The sequence below is a fragment of the Microbacterium hibisci genome, from assembly GCF_015278255.1.
GTDB lineage: Bacteria > Actinomycetota > Actinomycetes > Actinomycetales > Microbacteriaceae > Microbacterium > Microbacterium hibisci.
Map to the genome: position 1 here is coordinate 414481 of NZ_JADIJC010000002.1, position 22203 is coordinate 436683.

The following is a 22203-nucleotide window of genomic DNA, read 5'->3' on the forward strand; positions in this document are numbered from 1 at the left end:
TCGCCCGCCCGTGCGGAGATCTGCCGTTTCGCGGCTCCGGAACCGCGACAGGGCAAGTCGCCGCACGTCCTGAGAGGGGAGAGGCGGCATGAAGCTCGAACCGGTCGTCGGCGATGATCCGCGCGAGATCCTCCGGGCGCTCCGCGGTGCCCTCCACGGCGCCGGTCCGGCGCTCGGCCTCGGGCTGGTCAGCGGTCTTCCCGATGAGGTGCGCGCCGGCACGGCGGTCGTCGTGACGACGTCGGGCTCGACCGGGGTGCCGAAGAGTGTCGCGCTCAGCCGCGACGCCCTCACCGCGAGTGCTCTGGCGACCGCAGACCGCATCGGCGACGGCGCGTGGCTGCTCGCGCTGCCGGCGAGCTACGTCGCCGGGCTGCAGGTTCTCGTCCGCTCGCTCGTCGCCGACCGCGAGCCCGCGATCCTCGCGGGCGCCTTCACGCCGCAGGCCTTCGCGGCCGCCGCGCTCACGATGGCGTCTACCGAGGGTGGCGAGCGCGTGCCCTCCTTCACCTCGCTCGTGCCCGCGCAGCTGTCGCGGCTGCTCGACGCCGCCGACCACGATCCCGCCGTGCTGGCCGCGCTGCGCTCGTTCGAGACGATCCTCGTCGGCGGGCAGGCGCTGCCGGCGGCCACCCTCGAGCGCGCCGAGGCCGCGGGCGCGCGCATCGCCCGCACCTACGGCTCCACCGAGACGTGCGGCGGCTGCGTCTACGACGGCGTGCCGCTGCGCGGCGTGCGGGTGCGCATCGAGCGCGGCGAGGTGCAGGTGTCGGGCCCCGTCCTCGCCGACGGGTACCTCGGTGATCGGGAGCGGACGGATGCCTCGTTCCTCCGCGATCCCGACGGCACGCGGTGGTATCGCACCGGTGATGCGGGGCTGTTCGAAGACGGTGTGCTGCGCGTCCGAGGCCGCCTCGACAACGTCATCGTGTCGGGCGGCATCAACGTCTCGCTCGACCGTGTGGAGCGGATCGTCCGGGGCATTCCGGGGCTCGCGCTCGCCGTCGTCGTCGGCGTTCCCGACGAGCGGTGGGGCGAGGCATCCGTCATCGTCGCTTCACGTGGAGAGGCACTGCGCCGCAGCGAGTCCGTCCAGCTCGAAGAGGCGCGGGCCGCGGTGCAGACCGAGATCGGCGCGCACGCCCGTCCCTCGCGACTCGTGCTGGTCGACGAGCTGGTCACGCTGCCGTCGGGCAAACCCGACCGCGAGGCGATCCGCCGCGCGGTGATCGCGCTGCACTGACCCGCCCGACCGAGGCGCCCCGACGCAGCCTGGCCGACGCGGCCTGGCCGACGCGGCCCCGGCGACCCGCCGGGACCGGCGCGGCCTCAGCAACCCGCCGGGACCGACGCGCCCGCCTTCGGCCGCCGTCAGGCTCGGTCGGGGTCGTCCGAACGCGCCGGACCGGTGTCGACGACGCAGAAGCGGTTGCCCTCCGTGTCTTCGAGCACCACCCAGTCGGCATCGTCGGGGTAGTCGTCCCAGTCGACCTCACGCGCGCCGAGCTCGAGCAGGCGAGCGATCTCGGCCTGCTGGTCCTCGGCGTAGAGGTCGAGGTGGATGCGGGGCGGATAGTGCTGCGGGTACCCCGTGACCGAGAGCGCGAGGCTCGCGCCCGGCCGGCTCCAGTGCTTCTTGTCGGGCGGGTCGAGGATCACCCAGTCGTCGCTCGGCTCGCTGCGGTTCACGTAGCCCAGCGCGGCGCGCCAGAAGTCGCCGGCTCGCTCGATGTCTTCGACGGTGAGGACGGTGGATCCGATGCTCAGCATGCGCCCCATCCTGCGCCTCATCGCTGTCGCCCGCCACGGGGTTGCGCATGTCCCGATTTCGGTCGCACGGCGGCCGGGAAAGCGCTGACATCGGGACATGGCGGAGCGAAATCGGGACATGCGCGGGCGCTGCACAGGACGCGGAGCGCGGCGAGCACGCGCCCAGGGACAGACCCCATATGATGTGCATTCGTGGCAGGAACCCCCAGCAAGAAGCGCAAGACGGCGGGCCCGAAGAAGCAGGCTCCCCGCGGAAACCCGCAGAAGGCGCACGTCTCGCGCGCACCGCAGCACGTCGAGAAGGCGACCGCCCGCGACTGGATCGGCGCGGCGCGTCTGCGCACCCTTCCGCTCGCGATCACGCCGGTGCTGGTCGGAACCGGCGCCGCGATCCTCGTCGCCGACCTCTTCCACTGGGTCATCGCGCTGTTCTGCCTGATCGTGTCGGTATCGCTGCAGATCGGCGTCAACTACGCCAACGACTACAGCGACGGCATCCGCGGCACCGACGACCATCGCGTCGGTCCCGCGCGCCTGACGGCCAGCCGCAGGGCGAAGCCGCGCACCGTCCTGCTCGTGGCGCTCGCGTTCTTCGCCATCGCCGCGCTCGCGGGACTCGCCATCATCATCCGCACCCAGCAATGGTGGCTCCTCGCCGTCGGCGTCGTCTGCCTTCTCGCAGCGTGGTTCTACACCGGCGGCAAGCGCCCGTACGGCTACTACGGACTGGGCGAGCTCTTCGTCTTCGTGTTCTTCGGCCTGGTCGCGACACTCGGCACCACGTGGGTGCAGGCGTTCGCGCTTCCGCAGGAGGCGTGGTTCGGCGCCGTGGGCGTCGGCCTCATCGCGTGCGCGGTGCTGCTCGCGAACAACCTCCGCGACATCGATCAGGACCGCGTGGCCGGCAAGAAGACCCTGACCGTTCTCATCGGGCGCACCGCGACGCGCTGGCTCTTCACCGTCTTCCTGCTCGCGGCGTTCGCCATCGCGGTCTTCCTGGCGTGGATCGGCTACCCGATCGCGTGGCTCACCCTGCTGGCGCTGCTGGCGGGCCTGCCGGCGATGCTCATCGTCTGGACCTACCGCGATCCGCGCGAGCTGGTCGTGGCCCTCGGGCTCACCTCCCTCACGTCGGTCGCGTACGGCGCGTTCCTCATGTGGGCCTTCATCGGCTGAGAACGGATGCCGCGACCCCGCGTCGCTCGCCGGTTCGGGGCGTTTCGTCTCGCTCGTTCCTCGCTCGCTCAACGGGCGGGATACGGTGACCACCGGTCGTTGAGCGGAGGGCGCTCTGGCGTCCGCAGACGAAACGCCTCGAGCCTTGTGTTGCTCGCCGGTTCGGGGCGTTTCGTCTCGCTCGTTCCTCGCTCGCTCAACGGCCGGGATACCGGTGGCCACCGGTCGTTGAGCGGAGGGCGCTCTGGCGCCCGCAGACGAAACGCCACGGGCGTTCGGTCATCGTCGAGTTCGCTCAACGGCCGGGGATACGGTGGCCACCCGTCGTTGAGCGGAGGGCGCTCTGGCGCCCGCAGACGAAACGCCACGGGCGTTCGGTCATCGTCGAGTTCGCTCAACGGCCGGGATACGGTGACCACCGGTCGTTGAGCGGAGGGCGCTCTGGCGCCCGCAGACGAAACGCCTCGAGCCTTGTGTCGTCGCCGGTTCGGGGCGTTTCGTCTCGCTCGTTCCTCGCTCGCTCAACGGCCGGAGACCAGCCCGGGTTCGGGGCGTGTCGCGCACGGTGACCACCGGTCGCTGAGCGGCGGCGGGCCGGGACGGTCAGGGGCGGGGGCCGGGCGCCTCGGTGTCGGGGGCGGCGGGAGCGGCGGCGTCGGCCGCGGCATCCTCGGCGTCCTCGTCCGAGACGGGGCGCGCCTGCGCGCGGCGCTCGCCGAGACCGGCGGTGGCGTCGGCGAGGGGCTTGCGCAGGAAGAGGACCGACAGGCTCAAGCCGATGAGTGCGGCGAAGATCGCGGCGAGCCAGTAGTACTCGCGCAGGATCGGGAACAGCATCATGATGCCGAACGGCACGAGGAAGGCCAGCAGCCGCAGCACCGAGTAGACGATGGCAGAGCGCGCTTTCACCTGTCCATCCTACGTTCGCCCGCCGGGCGTGCCAGGCGACGGTTGCGTCACGGAGCGCGCCGGGACCGCCCACGCCGGGCCTCGCCCGCCTAGGATGGGAAGATGCCTCGGGTGCTGTTGATTCTGGCCCTGGTGGCGACCGCGTTCTGGGTCTTCACCATCGTCGATTGCGCGGTCCAGCACCCGTCCCGTCACCGCGGCGTGAGCAAGCCGGTCTGGATCCTCATCGTCGTCCTCATCCCCGTCCTCGGCGGCATCCTCTGGCTTCTGGTCGGTCGTGCGCGCAAGTCGACAGCAGCCACTCGGCGCGCGCCGGACGACGACCCGGAGTTCCTCGGGCGCATCGGCACGCTGAGCGACCAGGACGAGCGCATCCGGCGCCTCGAGGAGGAGCTCGCCCAGCTCGACTCCGAGGACGACGACCCGCGCTGGCACCCCCCGGCGGGACCTGCGGCATCCGACGACACCACCGCCCCCGGCGCCCCCACACCGGGCAGCGCGGCAGCCGGCGGCACCGTCACGCCCGGAACCCCGCCGCCCGCGAAGCCGCCGGTCCGCCCCGCAGAGGGCGACGACGACGCTCGCGGCCAGCGCGGAGCCCTCGGCTGACGTGAGCGACGCCCCTCGCGCCGGCGGCGCGGCCGAGTCCGACGCCGCGCCGGCGACCGACGCCGCCGCGGCGCTGCTGTGCCGGCTCGTCGAGCTGGGAGTGCGGCACGTCGTCCTCAGCCCGGGATCGCGCTCGCAATCCCTGGCCCTCGTCGCCGCCGAGCTCGAGCGCCGCGGTGCCCTCCGTCTGCACGTGCGGATCGACGAGCGCGTCGCGGGCTTCACCGCTCTCGGCATCGGCCGGGAGACACGGATGCCGGCGGCCGTGGTCTGCACGTCGGGCACGGCGGTCGCGAACCTCCTGCCGGCCGCTCTCGAAGCCCACCACGCCGGCGTCCCGCTGCTGCTCCTCACCGCCGACCGGCCGCCGGAGCTGCGCGGAGTCGGCGCCAACCAGACGACACGCCAGCCGGGGATGTTCGCCCCTACGGTGCGCCTCGAGGCCGATGTGCCGGTGCCGGAGGCCGTCGATCCCGACGGCACGCGCGAGCAGAGCGCGATGCTGCGGCTGCTCGCCGACGACGCCGTGGCCGCCGCGCTCGGCGCCGGCACGAGATCGCCCGGACCGGTCCACCTCAACCTCCCGTACCGCGAGCCGCTCTCGGGGGTGCTGCCCGCGTGGATGGGCGTGCCCGCCGCCGAGCTCGACACCGCGATCGACGACGACCCCGACGGTCCGCCGGTCGAGCCGGAGGCGGAGGACGAGGCATCCGGCGCCCTCTATCAGGGCGGGGGCGGGATCGGCGAGTCCGACGTTCCGACGGAGCCGGAGGACGCACCACACGTGCTCGAGCGCGGGCCGCGCACCGTCGTGCTCGCGGGCGCCGACGCCGGCGCGGATGCCGAGGAGCTCGCCCACGTCGGCGGCTGGCCGCTGATCGCCGAGATCGTCAGCGGCGCCCGCTACGGGCGCCAGGTCGTGCACGGCTACCGGACACTGCTGCGCGACGAGAGCCTCGGCGGCCGCATCGAACGCGTCGTCGTGCTCGGCCACCCGACGCTGAGCCGCGAGGCCGCCGCGCTGCTGTCGGATCCCGCGGTCGAGGTCATCGCCGTGCGCGGCCCGGGCGAGCCGCTCAACCTCAACGGCGCGACCGTCGCCGCCGACCGGATCGCGGTGGCCACCGGCGACCCCGACCGCGTGTGGCTCGGTGAATGGATGCAGGCGTCGCGCGCGGCATCCGTCGATCTCACGCCGCCCGCTCCCGACGCCGACGGCCTCGCGTCGGCGGTGCCGGGGGAGCGGCTCGGCGCGATCGCAGCCGAACTCGGCGTCATCCGTGCGCCACTCGATCGCGCCGGTCTCGTGGACGCCGTGTGGCGGGCGACGTGGCCGCACGACCGGCTCGTGTTCGGCTCGTCCCGGCTCGTGCGCGTGGCCGACCTGCTGCTGCCCGGCAAGAAGGTGCCGGTGCACTCGAACCGGGGTCTCGCCGGCATCGACGGCACCATCGCGACGGCCACCGGCATCGCGCTGGCGAGCCAGGCCGCGGGCGGCCCGGGCGTGACGCGCGTCGTGCTCGGCGACCTCGCGGTGCTGCACGACGTGGGCGCGCTGCTGCTGCCGCCGCACGAGGACGAGCCGCGACTGCAGCTCATCGTCGGCAACGACGGCGGCGGCACGATCTTCGACGGGCTCGAGGTCGCCGCCGTGGCGGGCTCGGACGTCATGGACCGCGTGCTCTACACGCCCCACGCTGTGCGCCTCGAGCAGCTGGCGACGGCGTACGGCTGGGAGTATCGCCGTGTCACGACCCGGTCGGCGCTGGATCAGGCGCTCACGTCTCCGGTGGGCGGGCGGCAGCTGATCGAGGTTCCGCTCGAGCGCTGAGCCGCGGCATCCGTTGTGCGAAATCCGTGCGCGCGGGCGCGGCTCGCTGCGCGGATCTTCCGCCATGATTGCTCCATGATCGCCTCGAGTCAGAAGCATTGGAGCGGCGACGTCGCCGACCTCCTCCGAGTGGGCGAGGGCTTCGTCCTCGCCGATGTCGACACCCGTTCGACGCCGGGATACGAGAAAGACAAGGCGCACGCCGCCTCCGACCTGGAGGCGGGCGCGGCGCAGCTCGACGAGTACCAGGAGCGCCTGTACGCACGCAGCCGCGTGGATGCGACCGATGCCTCCGTGCTGCTGGTGCTGCAGGCGATGGACTCGGCGGGCAAGGGCGGCATCATCCGCCACGTCGTCGGCTCGGTGGATCCCCAGGGCATCGCCCTGTCGGCGTTCAAGAAGCCGACCGACGAAGAGCTCGAGCACGACTTCCTGTGGCGGATCAAGCAGAGGCTTCCCGCCTCGGGCATGATCGGCGTCTTCGACCGCTCGCACTACGAGGACGTGCTCATCGGCCGGGTGCGGCAGCTCGCCTCGGAGCAGGAGATCGAGCGCCGCTACGCCGCGATCAACGACTTCGAGCGCCAGCTGACCGATTCCGGCACGCGGGTCGTGAAGGTCATGCTGCACATCTCTCCCGACGAGCAGAAGAAGCGCCTGATGCGCCGTCTGAACCGCCTCGACAAGCACTGGAAGTACAACCCGACCGACGTCGACGAGCGTGAGCTGTGGCCGGCGTACATGGCGGCGTACCAGACCGTCTTCGAGCGGACGTCGACCGCGCACGCCCCGTGGTTCGTCGTGCCCGCCGACCACAAGTGGTACGCCCGGCTCGCGGTGCAGAACCTGCTGCTCGAGGCGCTCGAGGAGATCAACCCGCAGTGGCCGAAGGCGACGTTCGACGTCGAGGCCGAGAAGCAGCGGCTCGCCGCGACCTGACCGGGCCGGGCCGCTGACCACATCGGGCCGCTGACCACATCGCGCCGCCGGCGCCGTCGCCGTTCCGGCGCCCTGGGGCGGGGCGGCTGCGGGCACCCTCCTGCGCGCCGCGTAGCCTGGACCGGTGAGCGATACCGACCTCGTCCGCGCCATCGCCGACGCCTACGTGCGAGAACTCGCCGACCATGAGCCCGATTCCGCCGCGGCGATCGGCGTCGACGGGCCGCCGCTCCCCGATCTCGGCCCCGAGTGGCTCCAGCGCAAGTACGAGCTGCAGGGCGAGACCATCCAGGCGCTCGACGCAGCCCCGGCCGGTGACCCAGTGCTGCGGGCGGCGCTGCGCGAACGGCTCGAGCGCGAGCGCCTGCTCTTCGACACCGGCTTCACGCCACGCCTGGTCGCCGGCCTCGCCACACCGGTGCACCTCGTGCGGTACGCGCTCGAAGGACTGACGGTGACGGCGGATGCCGCGGGCGAGGCGCTGCTGCGCCGCCTCGAGGCGGCCCCTGCCGCCGTGCGCCAGTACGCCGCCGCGCTGCGGTGGTCGCGCGACAACGCGGACCGCTTCACCGGGACGGGTGTCGCCCCCGTCCGTCAGCTCGACACCCTCGCCGGTCAGGTGCAGGCGTGGATCGACCGGGACTGGTTCGGGTCGATCCCGCTGGCGCCGGGCACCACGGCCACCGCCCGAGCGCGGGTGCGAACCGCAGCGGACGAGACGGCCGTCGCCCTCGGCGAGCTGGTCGTGCTCCTTCGCGACGAGCTCCGGCCGGTCGCCCCCAGGGCGGACGGCGTCGGCGCCGACCAGTACCCCGCCCTGTGCGCCGGCATGCTCGGGGCGCGGATCGACGTCGGCGAGACCTACGCCTACGGCTGGTCGGAGCTGGAGCGCCTCGTGGGCGAGGCCCGGGCGCTCGCCCGGGAGCTCGGCGGCAGCGGCGACGACCCGGTGCGGGCCGCGGCATCCGTCCTCGACGGCGACCCGCGCTACCGCCTGGACGGCGTCGCCGCGATCCAGTCGTGGCTGACCCGCCGGGTCGGCGAGACGATCGACGCGGTGGAGCCGGCGTTCGAGCTTCCCGACGGCGTGCGGCAGGTCGAATGCCTCGTGTCGGAGGCCGCGTCGGGGGTCGTCTACTACACGCCCGGCGCACCCGACGGGTCGACGCCGGGCCGCGTGGTCTGGACGATCCCGAGCGGCGTGCCGGTGGCGGCGAGATGGCAGGAGGTGACGAGCGTCCACCACGAGGGCGTGCCCGGTCACCACCTGCAGTTCGTGCTCACCGCGTCGTACCCCGGCCTGCACGCGTGGCAGCGATACCTGTGCCACGTCCACGGCTACGCCGAGGGCTGGGCCCACTACGCCGAGCAGCTGTCGGACGAGCTCGGGCTCATCCGCGATCCCGCGGAGCGGCTCGGGCTGCTGCTCGGGCAGATCTGGCGATCGGTGCGCATCGTCGCCGACATCGGGCTGCACACGGGCCTGCCGATCCCCGCGAACCCGCTCGTCGGCGAAGGGGAGTGGACGCCCGAGGTGGCACGCCGCCTGCTCGTCGACCTCGCCCTGGTCGAGCCGACGCTCGCCGGGTTCGAGGTCGACCGGTACCTCGGCTGGCCGGGACAGGCTCTCGCGTTCAAGGTCGGGGCGCGACTCTGGGCCGACGTGCGCGCAGCGCAGCAGTCCGCCCTCGGCGACGACTTCTCGCTCCGCGACTTCCATCGCGACGCCCTCGCGCTGGGACCCATGGGACTCGACCCGCTCCGCGAACTGCTCGAGGCGTCGGTCCCGTCCCGCTGACACGGCGGCCCGCGCGCGCCTGCTGACGAACGACTACCCCGCGCACCTGCCGACGAAGGACTACGGGGAGGCGACGCTCCGCCTGCGGTCGTCGCGCACCACGACGCCGCTCCGCATGACGAAGTCGAGGCCGCGCAGGGCGCTGATGCCCGCCGTCGGATCGTCGGGCATCGCGATCAGATCCGCGGCGTGGCCGGGCCGCAGCATCCCGAACCGTCCTTCTTCGCCGAGCCACACCGCCGGTGCCGAGGTGGCGGCCCGGATCACGTCGGAGGGCGCAAGCCCGCCGCTCTCCATGTGCTCGAGCTCGCGCACGACGGCCGTCGTCCCCTCGAACGCCCAGTAGGGCGGCATGTCGCTGCCGAGCAGGATCTCGACGCCGGCATCGAGCGCGTGACGGTAGGACTCGAGATGACGGATGCCGGCACCCAGTGAGCGCTCCTGCATCCACGGCGGCACCCCGAGGTCGTCGAAGAACGCCTGCGCGCGGGTGACGACGAGCGTCGGCACGAGCGCCGCGCCGCGTTCGGCCATCAGCGCGGCGACCTCGGGCGTGAGCTCGTAGCCGTGCTCCACGCAGTCCAGCCCGAGCTTGACCGCCTCCGCGATCACCTCTGCGGGGCCGGCGTGAGCGGTCACCTTGCGCCCCCACGCGTGGGCCGTCGAGATCGCGGCGGCCATCTCGTCGCGGGTGAGCTGAGCCGTGGTGATCTGCTCGTGCTCGCCGGCGATGCCGCCCGAGATCATGAGCTTGATGAGATCGGCGCCCAGGGCCACCTGGCTGCGCACGCCGCGCGCGAAGGCGTCCGCCCCGTCGCACTCGAGCGTGTCGTCGCCGTCGTGCCCGTGTCCGCCCGTGCAGCAGAGCGCGCGCCCGGCGGTGCGGATCCGGGGTCCGAGCACGTAGCCCGCCTCGATCGCGCGCCGCAGCGCGAAGTCCGCACCGGCCTTCTCGGCGACGGAGCGCACGGTGGTCACCCCCGCGACCAGCGTGCGGCGTGCGGCATCCGCCATGTACAGCGCCAGGTCGTGCGCACCCAGCGCGCTCACCGCGTCGCCGCCGGGGCCGGGGAGCGACAGCGAAAAGTGGTTGTGCATGTTCACGAGCCCGGGCATCACGAACGCGCCGCCGAGATCGATCGCTCCGGGGGAGCGGACGACGGATGCCTGCGACACGACGTCCGCGATGATCCCGCCGTCGATCACGAGCGCGACGCCGTCCTGTGGCCGCGAGCCGTCGCCGTCGACGAGCCGCAGGTTGGTGAGGAGGGCGCTGCCGCTCACCGCGAGCGGGGTGGGCGCGCTCATGCGAGGGCGTCCACGATGGGGCGGAACTTGACTCGCGTCTCGAGCAGCTCCTTGTCGGGGTTGCTCTGCGCGACGATCCCGGCGCCGGCGTGCGCCACGACGGGGATCGTGTCGCCGTCGCCCGCGCGGGCTCCTGGGGCTGCGGTGCCGATCTGGGCGCAGCGCAGGGCGATCGCCCACTCGCCGTTGCCGTCGCCGTCGATCCAGCCGACAGGACCGGCGTACCGGCCGCGGTCGAAGGGTTCGAGCCGGCGGATGAGGTCAAGCGCGGCATCCGTCGGCGTCCCCGCCACCGCGGCGGTCGGATGCAGCGCCGCGACGAGGTCGAGGGCCGACGCGTGGTCGGCGAGGTCGCCGGCGACGTCGGTCGCCAGATGCCAGAGATTCGGCAGCTTGAGCGTGAAGGGCTCGGGATCGGCGCGCAGGTGGCGCACGTGCGGCCCGAGCGTGGCCAGCACGCTCTGCACCGCGTAGCGATGCTCGTCGAGGTCTTTGACGCTGTGCGCGAGCGACGACGACGCGCCGGCGTCGTCGTGGGCGTCCGTGCCGCGCGGGATCGTGCCGGCGAGCACGCGCGCCGTCACCACACCCCGCGAGGCGGTCACGAGGGTCTCGGGGCTCGCCCCGATGAGGCCGTCGACGGCGAAGGTCCACGTGTCGGGGTAGTCGTCGGCGAGGGCGCGGACGAGGCGCCGCAGGTCCGCGCCGGCGGGGATCGTGCCGACCAGGTCCCGTGCGAGCACGACCTTCTCGAGGTCGCCCGCGAGGATCGCGTCGACGGCGCGCCGCACCGCGGCCTGATACCCGGCGGGGTTCAGCGTGCCCGGGCCGAGGGTCGCCGACCAGTACGGTCCGTACGGTGCCGGGGCGATGTCCTGTGCCGCGGCGTCGGCGGCACGGGCTTCGGCCGATGCGTCGCCGGCCATCAGCCGGATGCGGGTGATCCATGAACGCCCGCGATGGCGCCCGATGACGGCCCGGGGCACGACGAGACGGCTGGTACCGGCCGACCGCGGGTCGAACACCAGGGTGCCGAATCCGACCAGGCCGGTGCCGGGAAGCCGCAGCGGGTCGTCGACCTCCGCCGTCTCGGCGATCCGGCGCCACGCGGCGCCGGGCGCGGCGGCATCAATCGCTCCGGGAGCGGCGGTCCCGCGCGCGGCAGAGTCGGCGTCGGGGGAGCCGGGGTCGGCCGGGTCGGAACCCGGCGCGCCCTGCGGGCCGCGCTCGTAGCCGGCGACCGACCCGATGCCGACGATCCCGTCGCCGCGGCGCAGCCAGGCGAGCGGCTCGCCGGGCGAGGCGTACGCGAGGAGGTCGTCGACGTGCTCGATCTCGCGGGTCTCGACCACCAGCCGAGGCGGGCGGTGCGAAAGTGTCACCCCTCCAGCCTAGACTCGCGACGTGACCGACGCCGCCGACGCACAGTTCCACCCGAACCGTCCCGACCGGCCCGTGGTCGGCGCCGCGCTGCAGTTCCGGTGGCGCAAGTGGGACGGCGGCGCCCACTGGGTCAACGACTGCATCTACCTCGGCAGCGACCGCTGGGGCGACTGGGTCGGGCAGCCCGACGGCTGGCGCAACGTGCGCCCGGGACTGGAGTTCCTGGCGGACGGCCCGAACGTCACGCTCGTGCCGCCCAGCGGCGACTACGCGATGACCGTCCACGGCTCGCCGCGGCGCGTGCGCATCTACATCGACGTCGCGTGGGACGTCCGCTGGGTCGACCGCGAGCCGCGCGGCATCGACATGGACCTCGACGTGGTCAAGGCGATCGACGGGCGAGGCCTCTTCATCGACGACCGCGACGAGTGGGACGATCATCGCGTCGCGTACGGCTATCCCGCCGATGTCGTCGAAACGCTCGAGGCGCTCGCCCTCGATCTCGAACAGCGGGTCGCGGCAGGCCATGCGCCGTTCGACGACGCCACGCCCGACGCGTGGCTGACGCGCCTGGCCGAGTACGACGCGGTCGCCCCGCCCCCGCCCGTGTTCTTCCCGGCCGCCGTAGACGCTGCCGGCCTCGGCGGACCCGGGACCGCCGCCTAGACTCGAGCCGTGGCATCCCACCCCTCCGATCACGAGCCCAACCGCGCCGACCTGCACAAGGACCCCTCGCGTGTCAGCGGCATGTTCGACCAGGTCGCGGCGGGGTACGACCGCACCAACACCGTGCTCAGCCTCGGCAACGACCGGTTCTGGCGCGCCGCGACGACGCGCGCGGTGAATCCGCGACGCGGCCAGCGCATCCTCGACCTCGCCGCCGGCACCGGAGCGTCGAGCGTCGCGCTCGCCGGGCGCGGCGCGGAGGTGGTCGCGGCCGACTTCTCGCCCGGCATGATCGCGGAGGGCGAGCGCCGCTACGGGCCCAAGGCGCCGGGTGGCGGCATCCGGAATCTCGCCTTCGTGCAGGCAGACGCGTCCGCGCTGCCGTTCGGCGACGACGAGTTCGACGCCGTCACGATGTCGTTCGGACTGCGCAACGTCAACGAGCCGAAGAAGGCGCTGAGCGAGCTGCTGCGCGTCACCAAGCCGGGCGGCCGGCTCGTGATCTGCGAGTTCTCGCACCCGCCGTCGAAGGCGTTCAACGGCCTCTACCGCTTCTACAACGACCGCGTCCTGCCCGTGGTCGCCAAGACCGTGAGCTCGAACGCCGAGGCGTACGACTACCTCAACGAGTCGATCCGCGACTGGCCCGACCAGCGCACGCTGTCGTCGTGGATCCGTCAGGCCGGCTGGACCGACGTCGCGTACCGCAACCTGTCGATGGGGATCGTGGCGCTGCACCGCGCGACGAAACCCCAGGTCTGATGCGCATCGGCGTGCGGCCGGGCCGAGACGAAACGCGCCCCCGGTAGGCTGGGTGTGTGACACCGACAGCGCCGGGCTCGCATATCGCGGGCAAGCTGGGCCTCACCGACCGCATCTTCGCGGGTGCGCGATCGCGCAGCCTGCTCAAGACCGTCGAGGCGGGCCTGAAGCGCGTCGACAGCGCCCTCGAGCGCGAACTGCGGGTGGCCGACCAGCTCGCCGACGCGACCAGCCGCTACCTCTACGACGCCGGCGGCAAGCGCATCCGGCCCATGCTCGCCCTGCTGACCGCCCAGCTCGGCGACGGCGCGACCGACGAGGTCATCGACGCCGCCACGGCCCTCGAGATGACCCACCTCGGATCGCTGTACCACGACGACGTGATGGATGCCGCAGACAAGCGCCGCGGCGTGCCCAGCGCCCACGCGGTGTGGGGCAACAGCATCGCGATCCTCACCGGCGACCTGCTGTTCTCGCGTGCGAGCCAGATCATGGCCCGCCACGGCGACCAGGCGATCCAGCTGCAGGCCGACACCTTCGAGCGGCTGGTGCTCGGGCAGATGCACGAGACCGTCGGCCCCTCCGACAGCGACGACCGCGTCGCGTTCTACCTGCAGGTGCTCTCCGACAAGACCGGCTCGCTCATCGCCGCCGCCGCTCAGTCCGGCGTGATCTTCTCGAACGGCCCGAAGGAGTTCGAGGCGCCGATGGTCACGTTCGGCGAGAAGGCCGGGGTGGCCTTCCAGCTGCTCGACGACGTCATCGACCTGTCGGCCGATCCCGACGAGACGGGCAAGGTGCCCGGCACCGACCTGCGCGCCGGCGTGCCGACGATGCCGTACCTCGTGCTCGGGCAGCGGACGGATGCCGCGTCCCGCGCTCTGCGCGAGCGCATCGACGAGGGCGTCGACCGCATCGCCGACGGCGCCGATCCCGCGATCCTCGACCAGCCCCTGGCGCAGCTGCGCGACCACGAGGCCACCCAGGCGACCCTCGACCTCGCCAACGCGTGGTCGACCGAGGCGATCGACGCGCTCGCGCCGATTCCCGACGGACCGGTGCGCGAGGCGCTGACGCGCTTCGCGCAGGCGGTCGCCGACCGCTCCAGTTAGACGCGCTCGCTCCCCATCGCTCTCGCCTCCGGCAGCACGGTTGTCGAGCGAGCGAGGAACGAGCGAGACGAAACGCCTGAAAGGACCACCATGACCAAGCTCCGGCTGGCGATCGTCGGCGCAGGACCGGCGGGCATCTACGCCGCCGACATCCTGCTCAAGGCCGAGCGCAAGTTCGACGTGTCGATCGACCTGTTCGAGCAGCTGCCGGCGCCGTACGGCCTGGTCCGCTACGGCGTCGCGCCCGACCACCCGCGCATCAAGGGCATCATCACCGCCCTCCGCGAGGTGCTCGACCGCGGCGACATCCGGATCTTCGGCAACGTCCGCTTCGGCGAGGACATCACCCTCGACGACCTCAAGCACCACTACAACGCCGTCATCTTCGCCACCGGCGCCATCCGCGACACCGACCTCGACATCCCCGGCATCGACGCCGCCGGATCGTACGGCGCCGCCGACTTCGTGAGCTGGTTCGACGGCCACCCCGATGTGCCGCGCGAGTGGCCGCTGGACGCCGCATCCGTCGCCGTCATCGGCAACGGCAACGTCGCGCTCGACGTGTCGCGCATGCTGGCCAAGCACGCCGAGGACCTGCTGCCCACCGAGATCCCCGACAACGTGCACGCCGGCCTCGCCGCCTCGAACGTCACCGATGTGCACGTGTTCGGCCGCCGCGGGCCCGCGAACGTCAAGTTCACCCCGCTCGAGCTGCGCGAGCTCGGCGAGCTGCGCGACGTCGACATGGTCGTCTACGACGAGGACTTCGACTACGACGACGCCGCCCGCGCCGCGATCACGAGCAACAAGCAGGTCATGGTCATCGACCGCGTGCTGCAGTCGTGGCGCAAGCGCGACTCGGTGAACAACGCCGGCGGCACGGCCTCTCGACGTCTGCACCTGCATTTCTACGCCAAGCCCGTGGAGGTGAAGACGGATGCCGAGGGCCGGGTGTCGGCTCTCGTCTACGAGCGCACCCGTCCGGACGGCGAGGGCGGGGTCGTCGGCACCGGCGAGCTCCGCGAGGTGCCGATCCAGGCGCTGTACCGCGCCGTCGGCTACTTCGGCTCGCCGCTGCCGGGCGTGCCCTTCGACAAGCGGCACGGGGTGATCCCCAACCGCGAGGGACAGGTGCTGAGCAAGGACTCCAACCAGCGCGTCAACGGCGTGTACGCGACCGGCTGGATCAAGCGCGGTCCGGTGGGACTCATCGGCCACACCAAGTCCGACGCGATGGAGACCGTGCGTCACCTCATCAACGACCAGGGCACCTGGTGGCAGCCGGTCGACCCGTCCGAGGCGGCGATCCCGGAACTGCTCGCGTCGCGCGGTGTGCGCTGGACCGACCTCGACGGCTGGCACCGGCTCGACCAGCACGAGATGGCGCTGGGCGCACCGCACGAGCGCGCCCGTGTCAAGGTGGTACCTCGCGACGAGATGGTGACGATCTCGCGCGGCGAGTGAGCCCGCGGGTTCGGGGGTCTGCGCGCATAGGCTGAGGGCATGGCCGGGCCATCCCTCACGTGGGTCCCCGACATCCTCGGGAAGCCGTTCGAGCAGCTGACGCTGCCGCTCGGGGTCGCGGGCCAGCACGGACCGCTCGTCGCGACGCTGGTGCGCAGCATCCCGAACCCGGTCGCCACGCTTCTCGCCCCGCTGCGCGACGTGGACGTGCTGTACGTGCACGGCTGGTCGGACTACTTCTTCCAGCGTGACGAGGCGCGGTTCTGGACGAAGCGCGGAGCCCGCTTCTACGCGCTCGATCTGCGGCGGTACGGTCGCAGCCTGCGCGACGGTCAGGCCCCCGGGTACGTCGATGCGCTCGACGACTACGACGTCGACATCGAGGCCGCGCTGCACGCGATGGGCCACAGTGCCGAGGCGGCCCCGCCCGACAGGCCCGCGCGGCGCCGTCTCGTACTCGTCGGGCATTCGACCGGCGGGCTCACGCTGGCGCTGTGGGCTGCGCGGCACCCGGGCGTCGCCCACGCGATGGTGCTCAACAGCCCGTGGCTCGAGCTGCAGCTCGGGACGCTGGGGCGTCAGGCGCTCGCGCCCCTGGTCGACATGAGGGCACGGCTGGATCCCCGGGGCACACAGCCTGCCGTCGACTTCGGCTTCTACACGCGCGCGCAGGAAGAGATCGGAAGCCTTCCCGCGGGGGACCAGCGCGCGATCTGGCGACCGGACCGCGGCTTTCCGACGGCGCCCGGCTGGCTCTCCGCGGTGATGGAGGGCCATAGGCGTGTCGCGGCCGGGATCGACGTCGGCTGCCCGGCCGTGGTGCTCCTGTCGACCACCTCGACCGTGCCGCTGTCGTGGAAGGAGTCGATGACGTCGTCGGACTCGGTGCTGGTCGTCGACGACATCGCGAGGGCCGCCACCAAGATCGGCAGGCTGGTGACGATCGCCCGCATCCCCGGCGCGGTGCACGACGTGTTCCTGTCGCGACCCGCCCCCCGCGCCCTGGCGTACCATGCCCTGGACCGCTGGGTAAGCGGGTACATCGCCGGTTCCTGAGCGGGAGAAGGCTGTCCCCCGAAGAGGGGACAGCGCATTTCTCGGCAGTCGGGTTAACCTTTAAGGGAGATGTCCCCAGCATCTCCGGGAAGGCCCTCCCCAAGAATCCTTCCCATCCGTCGTCGAGCCGCGCTGACCGGGGGGTTGGTCGCGAGAGCAGACGACGCCAGGCCCCGGGTGTCCCCAGCACCCGGGGCCTTCACCCGTCTCGGGCCCGGCCCACCCGGCGCAGTGGTCGCCGGGGAGTCGGTCGCCGGTGGGCTCGGCCAGTCGGTGGGCGAGTCAGTCGGTCGTCTTGCGCGCGAGCACCCGGATGAGGAGCACGTACGTCGCGGCCGAGAGCACGTAGCCGAGCACGTAGACGACGAGCTCCGGCGCGAGGAACCGGGCGTAGGAGAACTCGCCGTCGACCACCGCCGGCGCGCTCTGGGCGAGGAGATACGCTGCGGTCTGGCCTGCGGCGAAGATCGCCAGCAGCGCCAGCACGGCGAGGAGGGCGAGCCACAGACGCTTGCGCCACACGCGCGCGGTGGTCGCCATCGCGGTTGCCGAGGTCCACGCCGGAACCTCGGGGTCGAGCCGGCCGTTGAACTTCGGGATCAGGATGATCCCGGCGAGGAACGCCGCATTGAGCAGGGTGCCGCCGATGCCGATGAGCGAGACCGGACTGGAGTCGGCTCGCACGAAAGCGGGGATCAGCAGGACCACGAGCACCGGCAGCGTCGCGACGACGGCCGAGAGCACCGCCCGGAGAAAGCGCATGGCCCGAGTGTAGGGGCCTACCGCGACCACCGCGTCTCGTCAAGATGCCGGGGTCGGCCGCGACCCCTGCCAAGATATCTCCAGCGGGCGTTCTCTGGTCACGTCCGCTGTGAGGTGGAATCCGGCGATGGTCGAGCTCGCGGAGATGGCGCGCGCGCTGCGTGGCGCGTCCAGCCGCGGCGAGCTCTCGGCGTGGTTCCAGCCGCAGATCGATCTGCAGACCAACCGCCTCGTCGCCGCCGAGGCGCTGTGCCGCTGGCATCACCCCGCGTGGGGGATCGTGCCGCCGAACGAGTTCATCCCCATCGCCGAAGAAGACGGAACGATCGGCGAGATCGGCGTCTTCATGGCGACGCAGGCGATGTCGGCCATGACGGCGTGGAACATCGACATCTCGGTGAACGTCTCGCCGGCGCAGCTAGAGGACTCCGGCTTCACCAGGTGGCTGGAGCGGATGATCCGCCGCATCCGTCGGCCCGCGCGGCGGCTGACCCTCGAGATCACGGAGGGGCGGCACCTCGGCGACGTGCCCGCACTCGTCGCCCGCTTGGACCGTTTGCGGGGGCTCGGCGTCGGCATCGCGATCGACGACTTCGGCTCGGGTCAGGCGTCGCTCCTGCAGGCGCGACGACTCCACGCCACCGAGCTGAAGATCGACCGAGCCCTCATCGGCGACGACTCGCCGGAGACCACCCAGGTGGTGGCCGAAGCCGTCGAGCTGGCACATGACGCGCACCTGCGCGTGGTGGCCGAGGGCATCGAGACGGCCGAGCAGCTTGCGAAGGTCACGCGGCTCGGCTGCGATCGCGCCCAGGGGTACCTGCTCAGTCGGCCGGTGCCGCGAGGCGACATGGCGCGCCTCGCAGCCACGGCATGACATCGCTATCCAGCCGCCGGTCCACCGGCTGAGTTCGCGGTCGAGTGCCCGGGCCCGCTACCGGCTGAGTTCGCGGTCGAGCCGGTCCATCAGTTCTTCCAGCGACACCTCGAACTCCTCGTCGCTGCGATCTTCGCTGAGGAGCGGGCGGAGCCGGCGCACCTCGGGTGCGTCATCAAGCGTGGGGCCCGCCGCCGCGGTGGAGCCAGGCGAGTCGCCCTCGTCGATCGGCGCCTCCACCGGCCCGGTCGGTGCCCCCCGGGTCGCCGACTCGAGGAGCAGCTGACCGAGCAGGAAGCTGGTGAAGGATCGGTAGGTGTCGACGGCCTGCTGATCGGTGAAGCCGAATCCGATCAGCGTCGACAGGAACGCATTCACGGCCTCCACGCTGCGCAGCGGCGGACGCAGCCAAGGTGCGGCCGGATGCCGGGTGGCCACGAGGGGAAAGACCCGCGGGTGGTCGACGGCGATGCGCCGGATCTCGTGTGCCGTCGTCTGCAGATACCCCTGCCAGTGGTCGGCAGGATCGGCTTGCAGATTCGACATCAAGTCGCCCATCAGCAGGGCGACGACTCCCTCGAGGAGGTCCTCCTTGCCCTTCACATAGCGATAGAGCGACATCGCCTCGACGCCCAGCTCGTGGGCCAGCGAGCGCATCGACAAGGCGCCCACATCTGCGGCATCGATCTGCTCCAAAGCGGTTGCGACGATGAGCTCCCGGCTCAGCCGGTGCGTCGAGGGCCCCGCTGCCGGCGCCGTGTCATCTTCAGCGCGTCGTGCCATGGCGGCAATCTTCCTCTGCGGAGCGTCGGCACACGAGGGGTTTCCCCATGCGGGGGATGGCACGGTATGATCGCCAGAGGCTTACGCTGTAAGCGGTTGTTCGCGGTTCAGCCCTTCTGCATCGCCTGCTCGAGAGGCCCCCCACCATGCTCGTTCCCCAGATCCGCGACTCGTGACGATCGACTCCGCGGCCGTTTCGGCAGCAGGAGCGGCTGACGTGCTGCGTCGCAACAATGTGACGCTATCAGGTGACCCTTTCGGCCCCGTGGTGATGTTCGCGCATGGGTTCGGGTGCAGCCAGGAGACCTGGAGCCTGATCGCGCCGCGCTTCGAAGCGGACCACCGGGTGGTGCTGTTCGACCACGTCGGTGCCGGTGGCTCGGACTGGTCCGCCTACGACCGCACCCGGTACGGCGAGCTCGACGGCTACGCGCGCGATGTCGAAGAGATCCTCGACGCCATCGGGGCACAGGACGTGGTGTTCGTCGGCCATTCCGTCAGCGCGATGATCGGCGTGCTGGCCGCCAACCTCAACCCCGACCGGTACCGCGGGCTGGTCCTGGTCAGTCCGTCTCCCCGCTACATCAACGACGGGGACTACGCCGGTGGCTTCGAGCACGCCGACATCGACGCGCTCCTGGACTCGCTGGACGCCAACTACCTGGGGTGGTCGCGGCAGACCGCGCCGATGATCATGGGAACGCCGGACCGGCCGACGCTCGGAGACCGTCTCAGCGACAGCTTCTGCAGCGTCGATCCCGAGATCGCCCGCCATTTCGCACGGGTCACGTTCACCTCCGACAATCGACGGGACCTCGGCCGCGTGTCCGTCCCGACGCTGGTCCTGCAGTGCCGCGACGACGTGATCGCGCCGGTCGCTGTCGGCAGGTACGTGCACGCCGCGATTGCGGGCAGCCGGTTCGAGATGCTCGACACGACCGGCCACGTCCCGATCCTGTCCGCGCCCGATGACGTCGCGTTCCACGTGCGGCGGTTCCTCTCGTGAGTCCCTCCGCCGACAGCGCATGGTTCCAGTTGGCGCCGTGCGGTCTCATCGCGACGTCGCCGGACGGCGCGATCCTCGACGCGAACGACACCTTCCTCTCCTGGACCGGCCACACGCGCGGCGAGCTGCTCGGAGCCTCATTCGTCAGCCTGCTCGACGGCGGCAGCCGACTGTTCTTCGAGACGCGTCACCGCCAGGTCCTCCACCTGCAGGGCGCCGTCCACGAGATCGCCCTCACCCTGCGCACGCGGGACGGCGCCGAGCTGCCCGTCCTGCTGAACGCCTCGCAGGACGACGAGGCCGGTGTCGTCCGCTTCGCGATCTTCAATGCGACCGAACGCGTCCGGTACGAGCGGGAGATCCTCGCGGCACGGCGCGCGGCCGAACAGTCGGAGCAGCGGGTGCGCGTGCTGCAGGAGGTGTCGACCATGTTCGGTGTCAGCGCCACCGACGAGGAGGTCGCCCAGTCGTTCGCGGCCGTGGCCGGCGATGCCTTCGCGGCGAGCCACACCGCCGTGCTGCTGCGGCAGGAAGACGGCCAGCTCCTGCTGACCGGCGGCACCAATCCGCTGGAAGGGCGGGTGGCGCCCGTGCCGCAGCTGCGGGAGACCGCCGATGTGACGGTCGTGCGGGACGACGACACCGAGTACCCGGACCTGAGCGCCGCGATGCGCGCGAACGGCATTACCGCGCTGAGTGTGACCCCGCTCATCGCGGATGGCGAGCGGCTGGGCGTGCTCGTGTGCTTCTTCTCCGAGCGCGTCGAGTTCGACTTCCACTTCTTCGATCTGCAGCAGGCGCTCGGGCGGCAGGCGTCCCAGACCCTCGTCCGCGTGCGGCTGCAGCGCCGCCTGGCGCTTCTGGCCTTGCACGATCAGCTCACGGGCGTCGCGAACCGGCAGCTGCTGCAGATGACCCTGGACGATGCCATCACGGTCGCCGCGACGGCGGGCGAGCCCTTGGCGGTGCTGTTCCTCGACGTCGACGACTTCAAGAGCATCAACGACGCGTTCGGTCACGCCGCGGGTGACACCGTTCTCGTGGAGCTCGCATCGCGTCTGCACGGGGGTGTGCGCGCGGGCGACATCGTCGGCCGGATCGGCGGCGACGAGTTCGTCGCGATCTGCCCGGGAGCCGACGCGCACGCCGCGGAGAGCATCGCCGACCGCACCCTCGAGCTGTGCCGCGTGCCGGTCGCCGTGCCGGACGGCGTCGTCTCCGCGTCGGTGAGCGTCGGGATCTCGCTCTACCGTCCCGACGTCGACCCCCACCCGTCGGCGCAGCAGCTGCTCGTCCGCGCCGACGCCGCCATGTACGACGCCAAGCGCGCCGGCAAGGACCGCGCCACGCTCGACGTGCACTGAGCGTGACTCCGCGCTGGCCAGAGCGGATGCCGCGGGCCGCGGCATCCGTCCGCGTCAGCGGTAGTTGACGAACTGCAGGTCGACGTCCAGGTCGGCAGCCTTCAGCAGGCGCTGGACCTCCTGGAGGTCGTCGCGCGACTTCGACTGCACGCGCAGCTCATCGCCCTGGATCTGCGACTTGACCGACTTGGGGCCCTCGTCGCGGATGATCTTCGAGATCTTCTTCGCGTTCTCGGACGAGATGCCGTCCTTGATCGTCGAGACGATCCGGTACTCCTTGCCGCTGGCGAAGGGCTCGCCCGATTCGAGGCTCTTCAGCGAGATGCCGCGCTTGATCAGCTTGGACTGGAAGACGTCCAGCACGGCCTTCGCGCGCTCCTCGGTGCTGGCCTTGATCAGCACGGACTCGCCACTCCACTCGACCGAGGCGCCGGTGCCCTTGAAGTCGTAGCGCTGCTCGATCTCTTTGCGCGCCTGGTTGAGGGCGTTCTCCGCCTCCTGGTGATCAACCTTCGAAACGATGTCAAAACTCGAGTCCGCCATGGCAGGCAGTCTATCGGCGGCTCCCCTCGGAGGACGAGAAGCGGATGCCGCGGCCGCGGGCCTGCGCTTGCAAGCGGTTCCATAA

Annotated in this window: 21 protein-coding genes; 14 read left to right on the top strand and 7 right to left on the bottom strand. The window is 71.8% G+C overall.

Annotation, left to right across the window (positions count from 1 at the left end; genetic code table 11):
* Positions 1-88 precede the first annotated feature (88 nt).
* Positions 89-1243 (top strand): AMP-binding protein, encoded by a 1155-nt coding sequence (locus IM770_RS05910; RefSeq protein WP_203580207.1) that lies wholly within the window; start codon positions 89-91, stop codon positions 1241-1243.
* 128 nt (positions 1244-1371) lie between these two features.
* On the opposite strand, the gene IM770_RS05915 is transcribed toward IM770_RS05910, so the two are convergent.
* Positions 1372-1770 (bottom strand): VOC family protein, encoded by a 399-nt coding sequence (locus IM770_RS05915; RefSeq protein WP_203580208.1) that lies wholly within the window; start codon positions 1768-1770, stop codon positions 1372-1374.
* Between the two features lie 192 nt (positions 1771-1962).
* Between IM770_RS05915 and IM770_RS05920 the strand changes: the two genes are divergently transcribed.
* Positions 1963-2946: a 1,4-dihydroxy-2-naphthoate polyprenyltransferase gene (locus IM770_RS05920; RefSeq protein ID WP_203580209.1), complete on the top strand. Its 984-nt coding sequence runs from the start codon at positions 1963-1965 to the stop codon at positions 2944-2946.
* A gap of 603 nt (positions 2947-3549) precedes the next feature.
* Here IM770_RS05920 and IM770_RS05925 read toward each other — a convergent pair.
* Complete coding sequence (locus IM770_RS05925) at positions 3550-3855, bottom strand: DUF4229 domain-containing protein (protein ID WP_203580210.1); 306 nt, start codon at positions 3853-3855, stop codon at positions 3550-3552.
* Positions 3856-3957: 102 nt separating this feature from the next.
* On the opposite strand from IM770_RS05925, the gene IM770_RS05930 reads away from it, so the two are divergent.
* The 4 genes from IM770_RS05930 (at position 3958) to IM770_RS05945 (ending at position 9032) form a co-directional block, all read left to right on the top strand.
* Positions 3958-4464 (top strand): PLD nuclease N-terminal domain-containing protein, encoded by a 507-nt coding sequence (locus IM770_RS05930; protein WP_203580211.1) that lies wholly within the window; start codon positions 3958-3960, stop codon positions 4462-4464.
* A 1-nt stretch (position 4465) separates the two neighbouring features.
* Positions 4466-6295: a 2-succinyl-5-enolpyruvyl-6-hydroxy-3-cyclohexene-1-carboxylic-acid synthase gene (gene menD / locus IM770_RS05935; RefSeq protein WP_203580212.1), complete on the top strand. Its 1830-nt coding sequence runs from the start codon at positions 4466-4468 to the stop codon at positions 6293-6295.
* Between the two features lie 75 nt (positions 6296-6370).
* Complete coding sequence (locus IM770_RS05940; protein ID WP_203580213.1) at positions 6371-7234, top strand: polyphosphate kinase 2 family protein; 864 nt, start codon at positions 6371-6373, stop codon at positions 7232-7234.
* A 124-nt stretch (positions 7235-7358) separates the two neighbouring features.
* The gene (locus tag IM770_RS05945) at positions 7359-9032 is read left to right on the top strand and encodes a DUF885 domain-containing protein (RefSeq protein ID WP_203580214.1); all 1674 of its coding nucleotides are present in this window, start codon (positions 7359-7361) and stop codon (positions 9030-9032) included.
* A 60-nt stretch (positions 9033-9092) separates the two neighbouring features.
* Here the strand turns inward: IM770_RS05945 and IM770_RS05950 are convergent, their stop codons facing one another.
* Together IM770_RS05950 and IM770_RS05955 are read right to left on the bottom strand one after the other, a co-directional pair.
* Positions 9093-10340, bottom strand: a complete 1248-nt coding sequence (locus tag IM770_RS05950) for an amidohydrolase family protein (protein ID WP_203580215.1) — start codon at positions 10338-10340, stop codon at positions 9093-9095.
* Positions 10337-11722 carry an isochorismate synthase gene (locus IM770_RS05955; protein ID WP_307785383.1) on the bottom strand — a complete coding sequence of 462 codons (1386 nt, stop codon included), beginning with the start codon at positions 11720-11722 and terminating at the stop codon, positions 10337-10339. Before IM770_RS05955 ends, IM770_RS05950 begins: the two co-directional genes overlap by 4 nt.
* Positions 11723-11744: 22 nt before the next feature.
* On the opposite strand from IM770_RS05955, the gene IM770_RS05960 reads away from it, so the two are divergent.
* From IM770_RS05960 to IM770_RS05980, 5 genes are all read left to right on the top strand, one after another.
* Complete coding sequence (locus IM770_RS05960) at positions 11745-12389, top strand: DUF402 domain-containing protein (RefSeq protein WP_203580216.1); 645 nt, start codon at positions 11745-11747, stop codon at positions 12387-12389.
* 9 nt (positions 12390-12398) lie between these two features.
* Positions 12399-13151, top strand: a complete 753-nt coding sequence (gene ubiE, locus IM770_RS05965; protein ID WP_203580217.1) for a bifunctional demethylmenaquinone methyltransferase/2-methoxy-6-polyprenyl-1,4-benzoquinol methylase UbiE — start codon at positions 12399-12401, stop codon at positions 13149-13151.
* A 56-nt stretch (positions 13152-13207) separates the two neighbouring features.
* Positions 13208-14263, top strand: a complete 1056-nt coding sequence (locus IM770_RS05970) for a polyprenyl synthetase family protein (RefSeq protein WP_203580218.1) — start codon at positions 13208-13210, stop codon at positions 14261-14263.
* A 90-nt stretch (positions 14264-14353) separates the two neighbouring features.
* Positions 14354-15727, top strand: coding sequence for an FAD-dependent oxidoreductase (locus IM770_RS05975; RefSeq protein ID WP_203580219.1), 1374 nt, complete (start codon positions 14354-14356; stop codon positions 15725-15727).
* A gap of 39 nt (positions 15728-15766) precedes the next feature.
* Entirely contained in the window at positions 15767-16783 is a 1017-nt protein-coding gene (locus IM770_RS05980) for an alpha/beta hydrolase (protein WP_203580220.1), read from the top strand.
* A 282-nt stretch (positions 16784-17065) separates the two neighbouring features.
* Here the strand turns inward: IM770_RS05980 and IM770_RS05985 are convergent, their stop codons facing one another.
* Positions 17066-17545 (bottom strand): hypothetical protein, encoded by a 480-nt coding sequence (locus tag IM770_RS05985; protein WP_203580221.1) that lies wholly within the window; start codon positions 17543-17545, stop codon positions 17066-17068.
* Positions 17546-17672: 127 nt separating this feature from the next.
* Here IM770_RS05985 and IM770_RS05990 point away from each other — a divergent pair, with 127 nt between their 5' ends.
* Positions 17673-18422, top strand: coding sequence for an EAL domain-containing protein (locus IM770_RS05990; protein ID WP_203580222.1), 750 nt, complete (start codon positions 17673-17675; stop codon positions 18420-18422).
* A gap of 57 nt (positions 18423-18479) precedes the next feature.
* Here the strand turns inward: IM770_RS05990 and IM770_RS05995 are convergent, their stop codons facing one another.
* On the bottom strand, positions 18480-19205 hold the full coding sequence (locus IM770_RS05995) for a TetR/AcrR family transcriptional regulator (RefSeq protein WP_203580223.1): 726 nt from the start codon (positions 19203-19205) through the stop codon (positions 18480-18482).
* 271 nt (positions 19206-19476) lie between these two features.
* Between IM770_RS05995 and IM770_RS06000 the strand changes: the two genes are divergently transcribed.
* Both IM770_RS06000 and IM770_RS06005 read left to right on the top strand, forming a co-directional pair.
* Complete coding sequence (locus IM770_RS06000; RefSeq protein WP_203580395.1) at positions 19477-20211, top strand: alpha/beta fold hydrolase; 735 nt, start codon at positions 19477-19479, stop codon at positions 20209-20211.
* On the top strand, positions 20208-21575 hold the full coding sequence (locus IM770_RS06005; RefSeq protein ID WP_203580224.1) for a GGDEF domain-containing protein: 1368 nt from the start codon (positions 20208-20210) through the stop codon (positions 21573-21575). The genes IM770_RS06000 and IM770_RS06005 overlap by 4 nt, the downstream gene beginning before the upstream one ends.
* A 54-nt stretch (positions 21576-21629) precedes the next feature.
* Here IM770_RS06005 and IM770_RS06010 read toward each other — a convergent pair whose 3' ends face one another.
* Positions 21630-22118 (bottom strand): YajQ family cyclic di-GMP-binding protein, encoded by a 489-nt coding sequence (locus IM770_RS06010; RefSeq protein WP_203580225.1) that lies wholly within the window; start codon positions 22116-22118, stop codon positions 21630-21632.
* Positions 22119-22203: the final 85 nt, after the last annotated feature.

What these genes read in the sequence shown, in the direction of transcription:
- IM770_RS05980 (WP_203580220.1), top strand. Translation starts at nt 15,767, where the DNA reads ATGGCCGGGCCATCCCTCACGTGGGTCCCCGACATCCTCGGGAAGCCG.
- IM770_RS06000 (WP_203580395.1), top strand. Translation starts at nt 19,477, where the DNA reads ATGTTCGCGCATGGGTTCGGGTGCAGCCAGGAGACCTGGAGCCTGATC.
- IM770_RS05930 (WP_203580211.1), top strand. Translation starts at nt 3,958, where the DNA reads ATGCCTCGGGTGCTGTTGATTCTGGCCCTGGTGGCGACCGCGTTCTGG.
- IM770_RS05975 (WP_203580219.1), top strand. Translation starts at nt 14,354, where the DNA reads ATGACCAAGCTCCGGCTGGCGATCGTCGGCGCAGGACCGGCGGGCATC.
- IM770_RS05990 (WP_203580222.1), top strand. Translation starts at nt 17,673, where the DNA reads ATGGTCGAGCTCGCGGAGATGGCGCGCGCGCTGCGTGGCGCGTCCAGC.
- IM770_RS05915 (WP_203580208.1), bottom strand. Translation starts at nt 1,770, where the DNA reads ATGCTGAGCATCGGATCCACCGTCCTCACCGTCGAAGACATCGAGCGA.
- IM770_RS06010 (WP_203580225.1), bottom strand. Translation starts at nt 22,118, where the DNA reads ATGGCGGACTCGAGTTTTGACATCGTTTCGAAGGTTGATCACCAGGAG.
- IM770_RS05910 (WP_203580207.1), top strand. Translation starts at nt 89, where the DNA reads ATGAAGCTCGAACCGGTCGTCGGCGATGATCCGCGCGAGATCCTCCGG.
- IM770_RS05950 (WP_203580215.1), bottom strand. Translation starts at nt 10,340, where the DNA reads ATGAGCGCGCCCACCCCGCTCGCGGTGAGCGGCAGCGCCCTCCTCACC.
- IM770_RS05940 (WP_203580213.1), top strand. Translation starts at nt 6,371, where the DNA reads ATGATCGCCTCGAGTCAGAAGCATTGGAGCGGCGACGTCGCCGACCTC.
- IM770_RS05995 (WP_203580223.1), bottom strand. Translation starts at nt 19,205, where the DNA reads ATGGCACGACGCGCTGAAGATGACACGGCGCCGGCAGCGGGGCCCTCG.
- IM770_RS05985 (WP_203580221.1), bottom strand. Translation starts at nt 17,545, where the DNA reads ATGCGCTTTCTCCGGGCGGTGCTCTCGGCCGTCGTCGCGACGCTGCCG.